Below are 16,605 nucleotides of genomic sequence, written 5' to 3'. Positions count from 1 at the left end.
GGTTCCTCGTCCTTCTCAGGCGTTCGCCAGCTCGGCGGCCTTGTCGGCCGCGCCGTCCATCGTCTCGACCAGCGTCACCAGCGGGTGGTTCTTCTCCCCGAGGATGCGGCGGCCCTCCTCGACGTTGTTGCCGTCGAGGCGCACGACGAGGGGCTTGGTGGCCTCGTCGCCCAGGATGTCGAGCGCGCCCACGATGCCGTCGGCGACGGCGTCGCAGGAGGTGATGCCACCGAAGACGTTGACGAAGACGCTCTTGACCTGCGGGTCGTTGAGGATCACGTCGAGGCCGTTGGCCATCACGGTCGCGGACGCGCCGCCGCCGATGTCGAGGAAGTTGGCGGGCTTGACGCCGCCGTGCTTCTCGCCGGCGTAGGCGACCACGTCGAGGGTCGACATGACCAGGCCCGCGCCGTTGCCGATGATGCCGACCTCGCCGTCGAGCTTGACGTAGTTGAGGCCCATGGCCTTGGCCTTGGCCTCGAGCGGGTCGGCGGCCTCCTTGTCCTCGAACTCGGCGTGGTCCTCGTGACGGAACTCGGCGTTCTCGTCGAGGGAGACCTTGCCGTCGAGGGCCTCGAGCTTGTCACCGGCCAGGCGGGCCAGCGGGTTGACCTCGACGAGGGTGGCGTCCTCCTCGACGAAGGTCTTCCACAGCCCGAGCACGGTCTGCACGGCCTGGTCGGTCAGCGCCTCGGGGAAGCCGGCCTCGGCGACGATCTCGCGCGCCTTCGCCTCGTCGACGCCGGTGCCCGGGTCGATGGCGATCTGCTTGACGGCGTCGGGGTTGGTCTTGGCGACCTCCTCGATCTCCACACCGCCCTCGACGGAGGCGATGCACAGGTAGCTGCGGTTCGCGCGGTCGAGCAGGAAGGAGAAGTAGTACTCCTCCTCGATGCTCGCGGCCGGCGCGATCAGCACCCGGTGGACCGTCAGGTCCTTGATCGTCATCCCCAGGATGTTCGACGCGTGCTCGAAGGCCTCGTCGGGCGTCTTGGCGAGCTTGACGCCGCCCGCCTTGCCTCGACCGCCGGCCTTGACCTGCGCCTTGACGACGACGACACCGAGCTTCTCGGCTGCCGCCCTCGCCTCCTCGGGGGTCTGGGCGACGATGCCCTCGGTCACCGGGACGTCGTGCTTGGCGAAGAGCTTCTTCGCCTGGAACTCCATCAGGTCCACTGATCCACCAGTTCTCTAGTCATGGCTAGTCATCGATTGCACTCACCGGTGCAGTCGGACACCTGCACCCTGGTCGTCTCCGCGGCACACTAGACCTCTTGCCCCGCCCGGCACGAGGTCCGGCCCCGTCGACGTGACGGACGTCATGCACCACACCGGTCCAGACCGCTTTGCCGCGCCGGGCCGGGGCCGTGACCCTGCAGCGCCCGCCTGGTTGTCCCCAGGACGCCGGATCCGGTTTCGCCCGCCGTCACCGATCCGTTACAGTTCACGACCGTTGCGCCCGATCACCCTTTCGGGTCGCAGATCCCCTCATTCCGACAGATGCGGAGCTTGCACGCATGGGTCACCACCGAGCAGAGAGCCACGACTCCGGTCGCGGCCAGGCCGGGACCCTGCTGAGCGCCGAGCCCTACGTCGGACGCCGCCGCGCCGTCCTCACCGAGCCGGTCGCGCCGGTCGAGACGACCCCCGCGACGCCGTACGTCGGCCGCCGCCGCGCCGCCTCGCCGGTCGTCGACACGGCCACGACCGACACGAGCACCATCGACACCGGCACGATCGAGCGGGTCCTCGCCGACCTCGAGCCGGTCGACCACACCACGTCCTTCGAGACCGAGCAGACGATGTCGCTGCCGCTCGCGGCGCTGCGTGCCTCCGACATCCCCTCCCCCGCGCCGGCCGGCAAGCGCCGCGCCGTGCGCACCGCCCGCCCCTCCACGCTGCGCCGCCTGCCCTCGGCTCCCGTGCTGCTCGGTGTGGCCGCGCTGGCCGTCTCCGTCGGCGGGGTGCTGAGCACCACCGGCGGCGGCGACACCGAGCTGGCCGCCGCGGCCCCGGCCAAGGTCGCCCAGGCGGGCGCGCTGAGCGGCTCGCTGGGCCAGGAGAGCGTCATCCTGGGCCGCGACTCGGTCGTGACCCGCGACTCCTCGCGCGACGCCCTCGAGGACGCCGCCGGCGGCAAGCTGGCCGCCAAGGTCGAGCAGCAGGCCGAGCAGCGCAACGCCGAGCTCTCCAACCTCGCCGCCGCCGCCGAGAAGCACGCCAAGGTGCTCGAGAAGAACCTGTGGCAGCTGCCGGTCGCGGGCTACCGCCTGACCGCACGGTTCGGGGAGACCGGCCTCTGGGCGACGTACCACACCGGCCTTGACCTTGCCGCCCCCGCCGGCACCCCCCTGGTCGCCATCGCCAACGCCACGGTGACCTCCGCCGGCTACGACGGCGCGTACGGCAACAAGACCGTGCTGACCCTCGAGGACGGCACCGAGCTCTGGTACGCCCACCAGACCTCCATCTCCGTCTCGGCCGGTGAGACCGTGACTGCCGGCGAGACGATCGGCACCGTGGGCTCGACCGGCAACGTCACCGGGCCCCACCTGCACCTCGAGGTCCGCCCTGGTGGCGGTGACCCGGTGGACCCCTACGCGGCGCTCGTCGCCCGCGGCATCACCCCCTGACCCACGCTCCCGCAGGTCGAGCAGCGAGAGCCACGCCGTAGGTCGAGCAGCGAGGGCCACGCCGTTGGTCGAGCAGCGAGGGCCGAAGGCTCGAGCGACGCCGAGACCCAGTGAGTCCCTGGCGTACGGCGAATGGTCACGGACGACATCCCACGGGCCCCCTCACCTGTCGGGAACGACCACTCCGCGCCCAACGGCGTACGACACCGCGAGTCGGCCGGTTCGAACCAGCCGACTCGGCGCACACAGCCGTTGGTCGAGCAGCGAGGGCCGAAGGCTCGAGCGACGCCGAGACCCAGTGAGTCCATGGCGTACGGCGAGTGGTCACGGAGGACATCCTCCGGGCCCCCTCACGTGTCGAGAATGACCACTCCGCGCCAACGGCGTACGACACCGCGAGCCGGCCGGTTCGAACCAGCCGACTCGGCGCACACAGCCGTTGGTCGAGCAGCGAGGGCCGAAGGCTCGAGCGACGCCGAGACCCAGTGAGTCCATGGCGTACGGCGAGTGGTCACGGAGGACATCCTCCGGGCCCCCTCACGTGTCTAGAATGACCACTCCGCGCCAACGGCGTACGACACCGCGAGCCGGCCGGTTCGAACCAGCCGACTCGGCGAGCGGGTCACTCACGGGGTCTCGGCGACGCTCCTCGCTGGCGCTCGTCACTGCTCGACCAACGAGGGGTCAGAGCTTCTCGACGGGGGCGTAGCGGAGCAGGAGACGCTTGACGCCCTCGGAGCCGAAGTCGATGGAGGCGACCGACTTGTCGCCGGCTCCCTCGACCGACACGACGCTGCCCATCCCGAAGGAGTCGTGCAGCACCCGGTCGCCGGGCTCGAGGTTGGGGATCTCCTTGGCGGGCTTCTTGGCCTTGGAGGCGGCGTCGGCCCGGGCCGCGGCGGAGGAGAAGTTGCGACGGCCGGCGGCGGTGGGCGCGCCGGTGCTGCCGCGCTGTCCCCCGCCCCACGAGCCGCTCACGTCGGGTCGCGACCAGCGGGTCTGGGCGGCCTCGGTGCGCTCCCAGTCGATGAGGTCGACCGGCAGCTCGTCGATGAAGCGCGAGGGCGGGTTGTGCGAGGGCGCGCCCCAGGCCGAGCGGACCAGCGCCCGGGACAGGTGCAGCCGCTCGCGGGCGCGGGTGATGCCGACGTACGCGAGGCGGCGCTCCTCCTCGAGCTCGCTCTGGTCGCCCAGGGCGCGCGAGTGCGGGAAGACACCGTCCTCGAGGCCGGTGAGGAAGACGACGGGGAACTCCAGGCCCTTGGCGGTGTGCAGGGTCATCAGGGTGACCACGCCGGTGCTGTCGGGGTCGTCGTCGGGGATCTGGTCGGCGTCGGCGACCAGCGCGACGCGCTCGAGGAAGTCGCCGAGACCGACTGCCACGACCCCCTCCTCGATGTCGGCCGGGTCGACCGACGGGCCCGGCTGGGGGTCCTCGGCGAACTCACGGGCCACGGCGACGAGCTCGGCGAGGTTCTCGAGCCGGGTGGCGTCCTGCGGGTCGTCGGAGTCCTCCAGCGCGGTCAGGTAGCCCGAGCGCGCCAGCACCGACTCCAGCACCACGTCGGGGCGCTCCCCCGCGTCGACCATCGACTGCAGCTCCTCGACCATGTCGACGAAGCCGCGGATCTGGGTCAGCGAACGGGTCGCCAGCCCCGGCGCGTGCTCGGCGCGACGCAGCGCCTCCCAGAACGTCAGGCCCTCCCCCTCGGCCAGGGCGTTGACGCAGGCCACGGCACGGTCGCCGATGCCGCGCTTGGGGGTGTTGAGGATGCGGCGCAGCGAGACCTGGTCGGCCGGGTTGGCCAGCATCCGCAGGTAGGCCAGGGCGTCACGCACCTCGCGGCGCTCGTAGAAGCGCACCCCGCCCACGACCTTGTAGGGCTGGCCGGTGCGCATGAACACCTCCTCCAGCACCCGCGACTGGGCGTTGGTGCGGTAGAAGACCGCCACGTCGCCCGCGCGCACACCGGCGTCGGTGAGCTTGTCGATGCGCTCGGAGATGAAGCGCGCCTCGTCGTGCTCGTCGTCGGCGACGTAGCCCACGATCCGTTCGCCCTCGCCGGCATCGGACCACAGCCGCTTGGGCTTGCGCCCGCGGTTGTTGCCGATCACGGCGTTGGCGGCGGTGAGGATGGTCTGGGTGGAGCGGTAGTTCTGCTCGAGCAGCACCGAGCTCGCGTCGGGGAAGTCCTGCTCGAAGTCGAGGATGTTGCGGATGTTGGCACCGCGGAAGGCGTAGATCGACTGGTCGGCGTCGCCGACGACCATCAGCTCGGCGGGCTCGACCCGCTCCGGAGCACCGCCACCGGCCAGCGGCTCCTCGAGCTGCTCGGCGCACAGCTGGTGGATCAGCGCGTACTGCGCGTGGTTGGTGTCCTGGTACTCGTCGACCAGCACGTGGCGGAAGCGGCGCCGGTAGGTCTCGCGCACGTCGGGGAAGGTCTGGAAGAGCCGCACCGTCGACATGATCAGGTCGTCGAAGTCGAGCGCGTTGGCCTCGCGCAGGCGGCGCTGGTAGAGCGCGTAGACCGACGCGTAGGTCTCCTCGAGCTTGTTGCGGGTCTCGGCGGCGACCTGCTCGGGGTCGCGCAGCTCGTTCTTCTGGTCAGAGACCCAGTGCAGGAGCGCGCCCGGCTGGTAGCGCTTGGGGTCGAGGTCGAGGTCGTTGCACACCAGCGACATCAGCCGCTTCTGGTCGGCGGCGTCGTAGATCGAGAAGTTCGACTTCCAGCCCAGCTTGTCGGCCTCCTTGCGCAGGATGCGCACGCAGGCGGAGTGGAAGGTCGAGACCCACATGATGCGGGCACGGCGGCCCACGAGGTCCTCGACGCGCTCCTTCATCTCGGCCGCGGCCTTGTTGGTGAAGGTGATGGCCAGCACCGAGCCGGGGTGCGCGCCGCGCTCGGAGATCAGCCAGGCGATGCGCCGGGTCAGCACCCGGGTCTTGCCCGAGCCGGCGCCGGCGACGACCAGCAGCGGGGCGCCCTCGTGCACCACGGCGGCGCGCTGGGGCTCGTTGAGCCCCTCCAGCAGCTGCTCGCGCGACGGGCCGCGGCGGGGGGTGCGGACCTCGGGTGCGGGCGCGGCGAACCCGAAGAGGTCGAGGGCGGGGTCGGAACCAGACGACGTACTCATGCTGGGTCCCACCCTACGAGCGAGCACCCCCGGCCTCGCAGTCCTCACCCGGCTCGACGAGCAGCCGCACCCCGGGGGCCAGCCGGTAGGGGCCGGTGAGCACCAGGGCACCCACCACGCGTCGCAGCCGCGAGACCTCGGCGCGCACCGTGACCTGGTGCTCGGCGTCGCCGTAGAGGACTCCGCTCAGCGCCGGTGCAGTGGTCCCCTGGGCGCCGGCGCGCGCCAGCGCGACCAGCAGGTCGGCGTGGCGCGGCGTGAGGACGGTGCGCCACCCGGCTCCCGCGCCACCGACCTCGAGCAGTGGGCGCCGTCCACGGACCAGGCGCGCCTCCAGACGGCGTACGTCGCCGCCGGGGCGCACCAGCCAGCCGTCACCGAGCCGCTCGGGCAGGCAGATGCCCAGCCCGGGCACCGCCACCGGGCGGTCGGCGCGGGGTGCCTCGATGCGGTCGCGCCCGCCCATGCCGGCGTGGTGGGCCACCCAGCCGTCTTCGTCGACCACCAGGAACGGCCCGGGCTCGCCCTGCAGGAGCGGAGCGCTGCTGCGACGCAGGCGCTCGAGGTCGTCGTGGTGACGCCGCCACAGGCGGCTCTCCCCCAGCTTCACCGCGGTCTCCACGAGCGCGCCGATGGCGGGGTGCAGGGTCAGAGCCGGGCCGCTGACGTCGACGACGCCGAGCAGCGCGCCGGTGCGCGGGTCGTGGACGGGCGCGGCCGTGCAGTACCAGGGGTGCTGCTGGGGCTCGAAGTGCTCTGCGGAGAAGAGCTGCACCGGTGCGTCCTCGGCCAGCGCCGTGCCGATCGCGTTGGTGCCGACGGCGGCCTCGGTCCACAGCGCCCCTTCGCTGAAGCCCAGCGAGTCGGCGCGCCGCCGCACTCCGGCCGCACCCTCGCGCCACAGGATCACGCCGTCGGCGTCGGTGACGACGATCAGGAAGTGCGAGGCGTCGGCGATGCTCCCGAGCACGGCACGCAGCTCGTCGACGACCAGGGCCAACCGGCTGCTGCGGCGCCGCCGCTCGACCTCGGCGAACGGCAGCGGGCTGCGAGCGTTCCGGCCGGCCGGGTCGAGGCCGGCATCGAGGACCCGCCGCCAGGACCGGGCCACCAGTGGCCGTGGCCGCTGCGGAGGGCGACCCCCGCCGATCACGGCGTCGTGGATGCGCAGCAGCTCGCGGGCCCGCACCCCGAGGTCCGTCCCCGGGGCGATCGCCTCGAAGCCCGACATGGCGTCAGCCTAGGTCGCGGACGTGACGCGCACCACAGCGCGCAGTCGGTCGCGGCCGTGCAACACGCTGCAACGGTGGCGTCACCGGACCCGGGAGGAGTGTGGTGGAGGTCACAGTCCGCCACAGCGGCGGCGGCACGGAAGGACGACGATGACGCAGACCCTGGAGCACCCCACCGGCACGCCCGGCCCGGGCCCCGCCCCGGCCGACCGGCGCGCGCGAGCCTGGTTCGCCGCGTTCGAGGACGCCCTGACCCAGCGCGACACCCACCGCGCCGCGGGCATGTTCGCGGCCACCAGCTTCTGGCGCGACCTGGTCGCGTTCACCTGGAACATCACCACCGTCGAGGACCCTGCCGGCGTCGAGGACCTGCTGGAGTCGACGGTGGCCGGCGTCGACCCGAGCCGCTTCGAGCTGGCCGAGCCCGCCGAGGAGGCAGACGGCGTGGTGACCGCCTGGTTCACCTTCGAGACCGCCGTGGGCCGGGGCCGCGGTCTCGCCCGGCTGCGTGAGGAGGACGGCCAGGACCGTGCCTGGACGTTCCTGACCGCCCTGCACGAGCTCAAGGGCCACGAGGAGCCGCGGGGCACCCGTCGCGCCATGGGAGCCGAGCACGGAGCGGACCCCGACCGCACCACCTGGCTCGAGGCTCGCCGAGCCGAGGACGAGGCGATGGGCACGACGCTGCAGCCCTACGTGCTCGTCGTCGGCGGCGGCCAGGGCGGCATCGCGCTGGGCGCGCGGCTGCGCCAGCTGGGTGTGCCGGCCCTGGTGATCGACAAGCACGAGCGCCCCGGCGACCAGTGGCGCCACCGCTACAAGTCGCTGTGCCTGCACGACCCGGTCTGGTACGACCACCTGCCCTACCTGGAGTTCCCCGACAACTGGCCGGTCTTCGCCCCCAAGGACAAGATCGGCGACTGGCTGGAGATGTACACCCGGGTGATGGAGGTGCCGTACTGGTCCTCCACCACGGCCACCTCCGCGTCGTACGACGAGCAGGCCGGCGGGTGGAGGGTCGAGATCGAGCGCGACGGCAGCCCGGTCACGCTGCGGCCCACGCACCTGGTGATGGCCACCGGCATGTCCGGCAAGCCCAACGTCCCCGTGGTCCCGGGCCAGGACGTCTTCCGCGGCGAGCAGCACCACTCCTCGGCGCACCCCGGCCCCGACGCGTACGCCGGCAAGCGGTGCGTGGTGATCGGCTCCAACAACTCGGCCTTCGACATCTGCGGCGCGCTGTGGGAGCACGGTGCCGACGTCACCATGGTGCAACGCTCCTCGACCCACATCGTCAAGAGCGCCAGCCTGATGGAGCACGGGCTGGGCGACCTCTACTCCGAGCGGGCCCTGGAGGCCGGGATGACCACGGAGAAGGCCGACCTGGTCTTCGCCTCGCTGCCCTACCGGATCATGCACGAGTTCCAGATCCCGGCCTACGAGAAGATGGCCGAGGTCGACGCCGACTTCTACGAGCGGCTCGAGAAGGCCGGCTTCCGGCACGACTGGGGCGACGACGGCTCGGGCCTGTTCATGAAGTACCTGCGCCGCGGCTCGGGCTACTACATCGACGTGGGCTCGGCCGAGCTGGTCGCCGACGGCGAGGTGAAGCTGGCGCACGGCCAGGTCGACCACCTCACCGAGGACACCGTGGTGCTCGAGGACGGCACCGAGCTGCCGGCCGACCTGGTGGTCTACGCCACCGGCTACGGCTCGATGAACGGCTGGGCCGCCGATCTGATCAGCCAGGAGGTCGCCGACCGGGTCGGCAAGGTGTGGGGGCTGGGCTCCGACACCACGAAGGACCCCGGCCCGTGGGAGGGCGAGCAGCGCAACATGTGGAAGCCCACGCAGCAGCCGCACCTGTGGTTCCACGGCGGCAACCTGCACCAGTCACGGCACTACTCGCTCTACCTGGCCCTGCAGCTCAAGGCCCGGCATGCCGGGCTCGACACCCCGACCTACCACCTGCAGGAGGTGCACCACCTCTGCTGATCGGCCCGGCACCGTCGCGGCGGCTACAGACCGGCGCCGTCGGCACGGCGCAGGAACTCCAGGTGCCGCTCGTACTGGTCGAGCACGTCGTCGATGAGCTGGGTCTGGGTGTAGCCCATCACGTCGTAGTCCTGGCCACCGTCGCGCAGGTGCACCTCGAGCCGGCAGTAGACCTCGTTGCCGCGCGGCGCCCAGCCGCCGTACGCCGGGATCGGCACCGTGCGCCGCTGCACCTTGTAGTGGAACGCCAGCTCGGCGCCCACGTCGGCGACCAGCTCGATCGCGCCCTCGCCGTGCTCGTCGACGACCGAGACCACCTCGGCGCCCACGCCCTGCTCGCGCAGCTCCCCGGCGACCTCCTCGAGGGCCGGCACCACCACCGAGGAGACGAACTCCTCGACGCGCTCGCCGCTCGGGAAGGTCATCACCCTGCGCATCCGGGCCTGCCAGGGCACGTGGCGACGCGGGTCGGGGGCGGTGGTGCGGCTCGACAGCGCGCCCGGCAGGGCCGAGCGCCGGCTGTCGACCATGTGGCCCTCGACGGCCAGGGCCCGGTAGAGCCCCCACATCACCACGATCATCACGAACGCGAAGGGCAGCCCGACGATGACGGTGGCGTACTGCAGGGCGTAGATGTTGCCAGCGGCCAGGATGGCCAGCGTGAGCGCGCCGGTCACGACGGCCCAGAAGACCCGCAGGCCCGAGGTGGCGTCGTCGTTGACGGTGCGCAGCCGCGAGGTCAGGTTGCCCATCACCAGGGCGCCCGAGTCGGCCGAGGTCACGTAGAAGAGCAGCCCGACCAGGATCGCCAGCGAGGCGACCACCGGGAAGGCGGGGTACTCCTGCAGCAGCGACCACAGGCCCTCCGAGGGGTCGACGGCCTCGGCCGCCGCCTCGGCGAAGTCGGTGTTGCCGCTGCGGATCTCGCCGATCGCGGCGTTGCCGAAGATCGCCACCCACATCAGGATGTAGCTGAACGGGATGATCATGGTGCCGGCCACGAACTCCTTGATGGTGCGACCGCGCGAGATCCGGGCCAGGAAGAGCCCGACGAAGGCGGCCCAGGCGATCCACCAGGCCCAGAAGAAGAGCGTCCAGAAGCTCATCCAGTCGCCGGTGTCCTCGTAGGCGAAGGTCTGCATCGTCATGTCGGGGAAGAGCCGGACGTAGTCGCCCACGTTGAGCACCAGCGCGTTGAGCAGGTACGCCGTGCGGCCGGTGACCAGCACGTAGACCGCGAGCAGGATCGCCAGCATGACGTTGAGCTGGGAGATCCGCTTGATGCCCTTCTCGATGCCGCTGACGGCCGAGACGGTGGCGATCGCGACCGCCAGCACGATCAGGGCGCTCTGGGTGGCCAGGCCCTGCGGCACGCCGAAGACCACGTCGAGGCCGACGTTGAGGCTGACCACGCCGATGCCCAGGGAGGTCGCGACACCGAAGATGGTGCCGATCACCGCGGCGGTGTCGACGGCGTGCCCGATCGGCCCGTCGACCTTCTTGCCGATCAGCGGGAACAGCGCCGAGCGCACCGCCAGCGGCAGGTGCATCCGGTAGGCGAAGTAGGCCAGGGCCATGCCCATCAGCGCGTACATGCCCCACCCGGAGATGCCGTAGTGGAACAGCGTCCACACGGTCGCCTCGCGGGCCGCGGTCACGGTGCTGCCCTCGATGGAGGGCGGGGTGAGGTACTGGGTGACCGGCTCGTAGACGGCGAAGAACATCAGGTCGGTGCCGATGCCGGCGGCGAAGAGCATCGCGGCCCACGCCCCGGTGGAGAACTCCGGCTTGGAGTGCTCGGGGCCCAGCCGCACCGAGCCGTAGCGCGACAGCCCGAGGTAGATGACGAAGACCAGCACCGCGGTGGTCAAGGCGATGTAGAACCAGCCGAACCACGTCGAGACCCAGGCCACGACGCTCTCGAGGGTGCTCAGCGCGTGGTCGGGCGTCGCGACGCACCACACGGTCACCGCGAGCGCGACGACGGCCGAGGGCACGAAGACCGGCAGGTTGATGCGGGCCGCGGGCTCGCCCGGCGGGACGGGGTCGAGCTGTCCGGCGGGGCCGGCGGTGTCGGTGCTCATCGCTGGCCCCCCATGGTCCCGGCGGGCTGGCTGCTGCCCTTGACGGTGCCGGGCGCCGCGTCGTTGCGCGGGTCGCCCTCGGGGTAGAGCGGCATGCCCGCCCCGTGCTTGTAGTAGGGCACCTCGAGCGGGGCCAGCGGCTCGTTGCCGGCGATCAGGTCGGCGGCCTTCTCGGCGAGCATCATCACCGGGGCGTAGATGTTGCCGTTGGTCACGAAGGGCATCACCGAGGCGTCGACGACGCGCAGGCCCTCGACGCCGTGCACCCGCATCGTGGCCGGGTCGACGACCGACATGTCGTCGGTGCCCATCTTGGCGGTGCACGAGGGGTGCAGCGCGGTCTCGGCGTCCTCGGCGACCCAGTCGAGGATCTCCTGGTCGGTGCTGACCGAGGGTCCGGGCGAGATCTCGCCCGCGGAGAACGCCGCGAAGGCCGGCTGCTCGAGGATGTGCCGCGCCGCGCGCACCATCTCGATCCACTCCTGGCGGTCGCGCTCGGTGGAGAGGTAGTTGAACTTCAGCGCCGGGTGCTCCATCGGGTCGCGGCTGCGGATGCGCAGGCTGCCCCGCACGTCGGAGTACATCGGCCCGATGTGCACCTGGTAGCCGTGCTCGGCGGCCGGCTGCGAGCCGTCGTACCGGATCGCGATCGGCAGGAAGTGGAACATCAGGTTGGGGTAGGCCACCTCGTCGTTGCTGCGGATGAAGCCGCCGGCCTCGAAGTGGTTGGAGGCGCCGACACCCTTGCGGCCGAAGAGCCACTCGGCGCCGATGCGCGGCTTGTGGCGGTGCTTGAGCCACGGCGCGATCGAGACGGGCTGCTTGGCGGCGTGCTGGATGTAGACCTCGAGGTGGTCCTGCATGTTCTCGCCCACCCCGGGCAGGTCGGCGAGCACGTCGATGCCCAGCGAGCGCAGGTGGTCGGCGGGGCCGATGCCGCTCAGCTGCAGCAGCTGCGGGGAGTTGATCGCGCCACCGCACAGGATCACCTCGCCGGCCTCGACGCTGCGCTTGAGCCGGCCGCCGCGCACGTAGTCGACGCCGGTGACCCGGTTGCCCTGGGTGCGCAGCCCGGTGACCATGGCCAGGGTCTGCACGTCGAGGTTCTTGCGGTTCATCACCGGGTGCAGGTAGGCCTGGCTGGCGCTCAGGCGCCGCCCGCGGTGCACGTTGCGGTCGAACTTGGCGAAGCCCTCCTGCCGGTAGCCGTTGACGTCGTCGGTCAGCGGGTGCCCGGCCTGCTGCACGGCCTCGAAGAACGCGCCGAAGAGGGGTGAGCTGGCCGGGCCGCGCTCGAGCACCAGCGGGCCGGAGCCGCCGCGCCAGGCGTCGGCGCCGGCGGTGCAGGTCTCCATCCGCTTGAAGTAGGGCAGGCAGTGGGCGTAGTCCCACTCCTGCATCCCGGCCTCGGCGGCCCAGCGCTCGTAGTCGGAGGGGTTGCCGCGCTGGAAGATCATCCCGTTGATCGACGACGACCCGCCGAGCACCTTGCCGCGGGCGTGGTAGATCTTCCGCCCGCCCATGTGCGGCTCGGGCTCCGACTCGTACTTCCAGTCGTAGAGCCGGTTGCCGATCGGGTAGGGCAGCGCGGCCGGCATGTGGATGAACGGGTCGAGCTTGGTGTCGTTGCGGCCGGCCTCGAGCACCAGCACGCTGGTGGCGGGGTCGGCGGAGAGGCGGTTGGCCAGGGCGGAGCCCGCCGAGCCACCGCCGACGATGACGTAGTCGTACCTCTTGCTGCTCACGCCTGGTCCTCTCCGTGGTCCGGGAACCAGCCGGCGCGGGCCGGCCGGGTGTTGTGCCAGATGTGCTTGGTCTCGCGGTACTCCTCGAGCCCGGCGATGCCGAGCTCGCGCCCGGTGCCGCTCTGCTTGTAGCCGCCCCACTCGGCCTGGGCGACGTAGGGGTGGTAGTCGTTGATCCAGATGGTGCCGTGGCGCAGCCGGCCGGCGACCCGTTCGGCGCGACCGGCGTCGCTGGTCCACACCGCGCCGGCCAGGCCGTAGACGGTGTCGTTGGCGATCGAGACGGCCGCCTCCTCGCGGGCGTCGGCGTCGGCACCGGTGAAGCGCTCCACGGTCAGCACCGGCCCGAAGCTCTCCTCCTGCACGCACGACATGTCGGCGGAGCAGTCGTCGAGGATGGTGGGCAGGTAGTAGAACCCCTCCTCGTACGCCGCCCCCTCGGGCCGGGCGCCGCCGACGCGCAGCGTGGCGCCCTCGGCGAGGCCGGCCGCCACATAGGCCTCGACCTTCTCACGGTGGGCGGCGCTGATCAGCGGGCCGGTCTCGGCGTCGTCGTCGAAGGGCCCACCGAGGCGGATCAGCCCGGCGCGGCGCACCAGCTCGTCGACGACCCGGTCGTGGACGGTGTCCTCGACCACCAGCCGGGCGCCGGCCGAGCAGACCTGCCCGGAGTCGAGGAAGATCGCGGTGAGGGCGTTGTCGATGGCCGCGTCGAGGTCGGCGTCGGCGAAGACGATGTTGGGGTTCTTGCCGCCGAGCTCGAGCGCGACCTTCTTGACCGTCGGCGCGGCCGAGGCCATGATCCGGCGCCCGGTGACGACGCCGCCGGTGAAGGAGACCAGGTCGACCTCGGGGGCCTCGGTCAGGGTCGGCCCGACCCGGTCGCCGGCGCCGAGCACCAGGTTGGCCACGCCGTCGGGCAGGCCGACGTCGCTCAGCGCCCGCACCAGCCAGATCGCGGTCGAGGGGGTCAGCTCGCTGGGCTTGAGCACGAACGTGTTGCCCGCGGCCAGGCAGGGCGCGACCTTCCACGACGTCTGCAGCAGCGGGTAGTTCCACGGCGTGATGAGCGAGCAGACGCCGATCGGCTCGTGCACGACCCGGCTGACCACGTCGGGCATGCCGGTGTCGACGACGCGTCCGGCCTCGGCCTGGGCCAGGGAGGCGAAGTGGCGGAATACCGAGACGATGTCGTCGACGTCGATCTGCGACTCGACGAAGCGCTTGCCGGTGTCGAGCGACTCCAAACGCGCGACCTCGTCCTTGTCGGTCTCGAGCCGGTCGGCCAGGCGGTGCAGCAGCGCGGCCCGCTCGGGCGCGGGAGTACGGGGCCAGGGGCCGTTGTCGAAGGCGCTGCGGGCGGCGACGACCGCCGCGACCGCGTCCTTCTCCCCGCCCTCGGAGACGGTCGCCACGTGGCGGCCGTCGGCGGGGCAGTGGATGTCGCGGGTGGCGCCGTCAGCGGCGTCGCACCAGGTTCCGTCGATGAACAGGTCGGGCACGGCACTCCTCGGGGGTTCGGCGCCTCAGGGGATCTCAGCAGTGACCTCAGGTCGAACCGATCCCACCCGTGGCACGTCGAGCCGCCGACGCCGGGGAGCGGGGGCGCCCCACAGAAGGGTCCCGAGGTCTTTGAACCTGCCGGACCCTACGAGCCCCGACCTCACCCCAACAGGTGGGGCAGACCGTGGGGCCGACCCCTCACACGTGGGCGGAGGACCAGAAGACCGCGACGGCCACGTTGAGCACGCTGAGCCCCAGCACACCGGCCCACAGCGCCTGCGAGACCTGCTCCTTGCGCACGTTGGCCATCACCAGCCCGAGCACCGCGAGGCCGACGACGAGCTTGACCGCGATCTTGGCGTGGTCGACGTCGGCGTCGCCGGCCTCGAGCACGCCGACGAGCGCCAGGCCCGCGACGAAGGCGGTGCCGGCGCCGTCGCGCATGGCGGCGTTGACGCGCTTGGGGCCGGGGCCGGCCTGGGCCAGGGCGCCACCGATGAGGGCGGCGAAGCCCAGGACGTGCACGAACAGCAGGATCAGGCGAAGGGTGTCCACGCCGGTGATCCTAGGCGTCGCCCAGGGTGCGTGAGCGCTGGTCCTGCCCCAGCTCGCCGTAGGGGTAGTCGGCCGCGTGCAGGTCGCTGGCGCGGTCGAGCAGCGCGGTGGCGTCGTCGTCGATCACGACGTCGATCGAGGCCAGGTTGGCGCGCAGCTGCTCGGTGGTGCGCGCGCCGAGGATCGTCGAGCTGACGCCGGGGCGCTCGCGCAGCCAGGCCAGCGCCACCTGCGACGGCGAGGCGCCCGCCTGGTCGGCCACGCGGCGTACGGCGTCGACGATGGTCCAGGTGCGCTCGGTGCCGCGGCGCTCCCACGCCTCCATGCCGCGACCGGGGTCCTCCCCCAGCCGGGTCGCGCCGGTGGGCCGCTCGTCGCGGGTGTACTTGCCGGTGAGCCAGCCGCCGGCCAGCGGCCCCCACGGCAGCATCCCCATGCCGGCGTCGAGCACGGCGGGCACGATCTCCCACTCGACCTCGCGGGCCACGAGGTTGTACTGCGGCTGCAGGGTGACCGGCTCGGCCAGGCCCAGGCGCCGCGCGGTGTGCACGGCCTTCGTCAGCTGCCACCCGGTGAAGTTGGAGAGGCCGTAGTAGCGGATGCGCCCCGAGCGCACGAACCCGTCGAGGGTGCGCAGGGTCTCCTCCAGCGGCGTGAACGGGTCCCACGCGTGGACCTGGTAGAGGTCGACCGCCTCGACCCCGAGCCGGCGCAGCGAGGCGTCGAGGGCCCGGGTCAGGTGACGCGCGGAGGATCCGCCTCCCTGCGGGTCGGCGCCCATGGGGAAGCGCGCCTTGGTGGCCAGCACGACCCGGTCGGTGACGTCGGCCGGCCGGTCGGCCAGCCAGCGGCCGATGATCTCCTCGGAGGTGCCGGCGGTGTAGACGTCGGCGGTGTCGACGAGCGTGCCGCCGGCCTCGAGGAAGACGTCGAGCTGCTCGTGGGAGCCGGCCTCGTCGGTCTCGGCGCCGAAGGTCATCGTGCCGAGGCAGAGGCGGGAGACGGCGCAGCCGCTGTGTCCGAGAGTCGTGAATCGCATGGGGCCGATCCTCCCCCACCCGTCAAAGCAGGCGACGGTCGGAGGCCCACCGGGTCAGCTCGTGGCGCGAGGAGAGCTGCAGCTTGCGCAGCACGCTCGACATGTGGGTCTCGACGGTCTTGACGGAGATGAAGAGCTCACCGGCGACCTCGCGGTAGGAGTACCCGCGCGCGATCAGGCGCATCACCTCGCGCTCGCGCTCGGTGAGCCGGTCGAGGTCCTCGTCGACCTCGGCGACCGCGAACGTGCCGGCGAAGGCGTCGAGGACGAAGCCGGCCAGGCGCGGCGAGAAGACCGCGTCGCCGTCGGCCACGCGGCGTACGGCGTCGACGAGCTCGGGGCCGGTGATGGTCTTGGTGACGTAGCCCCGGGCGCCGCCGCGGATGGTGCCGATGACGTCCTCGGCGGCGTCGCTGACCGAGAGCGCGAGGTAGCGGGTCGTGCCGGTGCGGTCGCGGCGCATCACCTCGACCCCGCCGCCGCCGGGCAGGTGCACGTCGAGCAGCACCACGTCGGGGGCGTGCTCGGCGACCGCCCGCACCGCCTCGTCGACGTCGGCGGCCTCGGCGACCACCTCGACGACACCGGCCCCGACCGCGGCGAGCTCGGCGCGCACGCCGGAGCGGAACATCGCGTGGTCGTCGACGACCACGACGCTGGTCGGGGCGCTGGGGCGGGGTG

Annotated in this window: 11 protein-coding genes; 2 read left to right on the top strand and 9 right to left on the bottom strand. The window is 72.0% G+C overall.

The window, feature by feature from the left end; genetic code table 11:
• Window positions 1-15: 15 nt before the first annotated feature.
• The gene (gene sucC, locus ABKW28_RS17650; RefSeq protein WP_193667029.1) at window positions 16-1,176 is read right to left on the bottom strand and encodes an ADP-forming succinate--CoA ligase subunit beta; all 1,161 of its coding nucleotides are present in this window, start codon (window positions 1,174-1,176) and stop codon (window positions 16-18) included.
• 341 nt (window positions 1,177-1,517) lie between these two features.
• Here sucC and ABKW28_RS17645 point away from each other — a divergent pair, with 341 nt between their 5' ends.
• Window positions 1,518-2,633, top strand: coding sequence for a M23 family metallopeptidase (locus ABKW28_RS17645; protein ID WP_204797256.1), 1,116 nt, complete (start codon window positions 1,518-1,520; stop codon window positions 2,631-2,633).
• A 684-nt stretch (window positions 2,634-3,317) separates the two neighbouring features.
• Here the strand turns inward: ABKW28_RS17645 and pcrA are convergent.
• Both pcrA and ABKW28_RS17635 read right to left on the bottom strand, forming a co-directional pair.
• On the bottom strand, window positions 3,318-5,771 hold the full coding sequence (gene pcrA, locus ABKW28_RS17640; RefSeq protein WP_348612047.1) for a DNA helicase PcrA: 2,454 nt from the start codon (window positions 5,769-5,771) through the stop codon (window positions 3,318-3,320).
• A 13-nt stretch (window positions 5,772-5,784) separates the two neighbouring features.
• Entirely contained in the window at window positions 5,785-7,002 is a 1,218-nt protein-coding gene (locus ABKW28_RS17635; protein WP_348612044.1) for a GAF domain-containing protein, read from the bottom strand.
• Between the two features lie 151 nt (window positions 7,003-7,153).
• Between ABKW28_RS17635 and ABKW28_RS17630 the strand changes: the two genes are divergently transcribed.
• Complete coding sequence (locus ABKW28_RS17630; RefSeq protein ID WP_348612041.1) at window positions 7,154-8,998, top strand: NAD(P)/FAD-dependent oxidoreductase; 1,845 nt, start codon at window positions 7,154-7,156, stop codon at window positions 8,996-8,998.
• Window positions 8,999-9,021: 23 nt separating this feature from the next.
• Here ABKW28_RS17630 and betT read toward each other — a convergent pair whose 3' ends face one another.
• The 6 genes from betT to ABKW28_RS17600 all read right to left on the bottom strand — a co-directional run bounded on the left by betT (window position 9,022) and on the right by ABKW28_RS17600 (window position 16,555).
• Window positions 9,022-11,082, bottom strand: a complete 2,061-nt coding sequence (gene betT / locus ABKW28_RS17625) for a choline BCCT transporter BetT (RefSeq protein ID WP_193667025.1) — start codon at window positions 11,080-11,082, stop codon at window positions 9,022-9,024.
• Window positions 11,079-12,827 carry a choline dehydrogenase gene (gene betA / locus ABKW28_RS17620; protein WP_348612032.1) on the bottom strand — a complete coding sequence of 583 codons (1,749 nt, stop codon included), beginning with the start codon at window positions 12,825-12,827 and terminating at the stop codon, window positions 11,079-11,081. Before betA ends, betT begins: the two co-directional genes overlap by 4 nt.
• Window positions 12,824-14,329 (bottom strand): aldehyde dehydrogenase family protein, encoded by a 1,506-nt coding sequence (locus ABKW28_RS17615; RefSeq protein ID WP_348612029.1) that lies wholly within the window; start codon window positions 14,327-14,329, stop codon window positions 12,824-12,826. Before ABKW28_RS17615 ends, betA begins: the two co-directional genes overlap by 4 nt.
• Window positions 14,330-14,528: 199 nt before the next feature.
• Window positions 14,529-14,885, bottom strand: coding sequence for a hypothetical protein (locus ABKW28_RS17610; RefSeq protein WP_193667022.1), 357 nt, complete (start codon window positions 14,883-14,885; stop codon window positions 14,529-14,531).
• Window positions 14,886-14,895: 10 nt separating this feature from the next.
• Window positions 14,896-15,924: an aldo/keto reductase gene (locus tag ABKW28_RS17605; protein ID WP_348612026.1), complete on the bottom strand. Its 1,029-nt coding sequence runs from the start codon at window positions 15,922-15,924 to the stop codon at window positions 14,896-14,898.
• 22 nt (window positions 15,925-15,946) lie between these two features.
• Window positions 15,947-16,555 (bottom strand): response regulator transcription factor, encoded by a 609-nt coding sequence (locus tag ABKW28_RS17600; protein ID WP_227491184.1) that lies wholly within the window; start codon window positions 16,553-16,555, stop codon window positions 15,947-15,949.
• Window positions 16,556-16,605 lie beyond the last annotated feature (50 nt).

This window comes from Nocardioides sp. 31GB23 (genome assembly GCF_040012395.1).
Taxonomy (GTDB): Bacteria; Actinomycetota; Actinomycetes; order Propionibacteriales; family Nocardioidaceae; genus Nocardioides; species Nocardioides salarius.
Note: the sequence above shows the minus strand (reverse complement) of the source record. Positions and strands in the feature narration are given on the sequence as shown.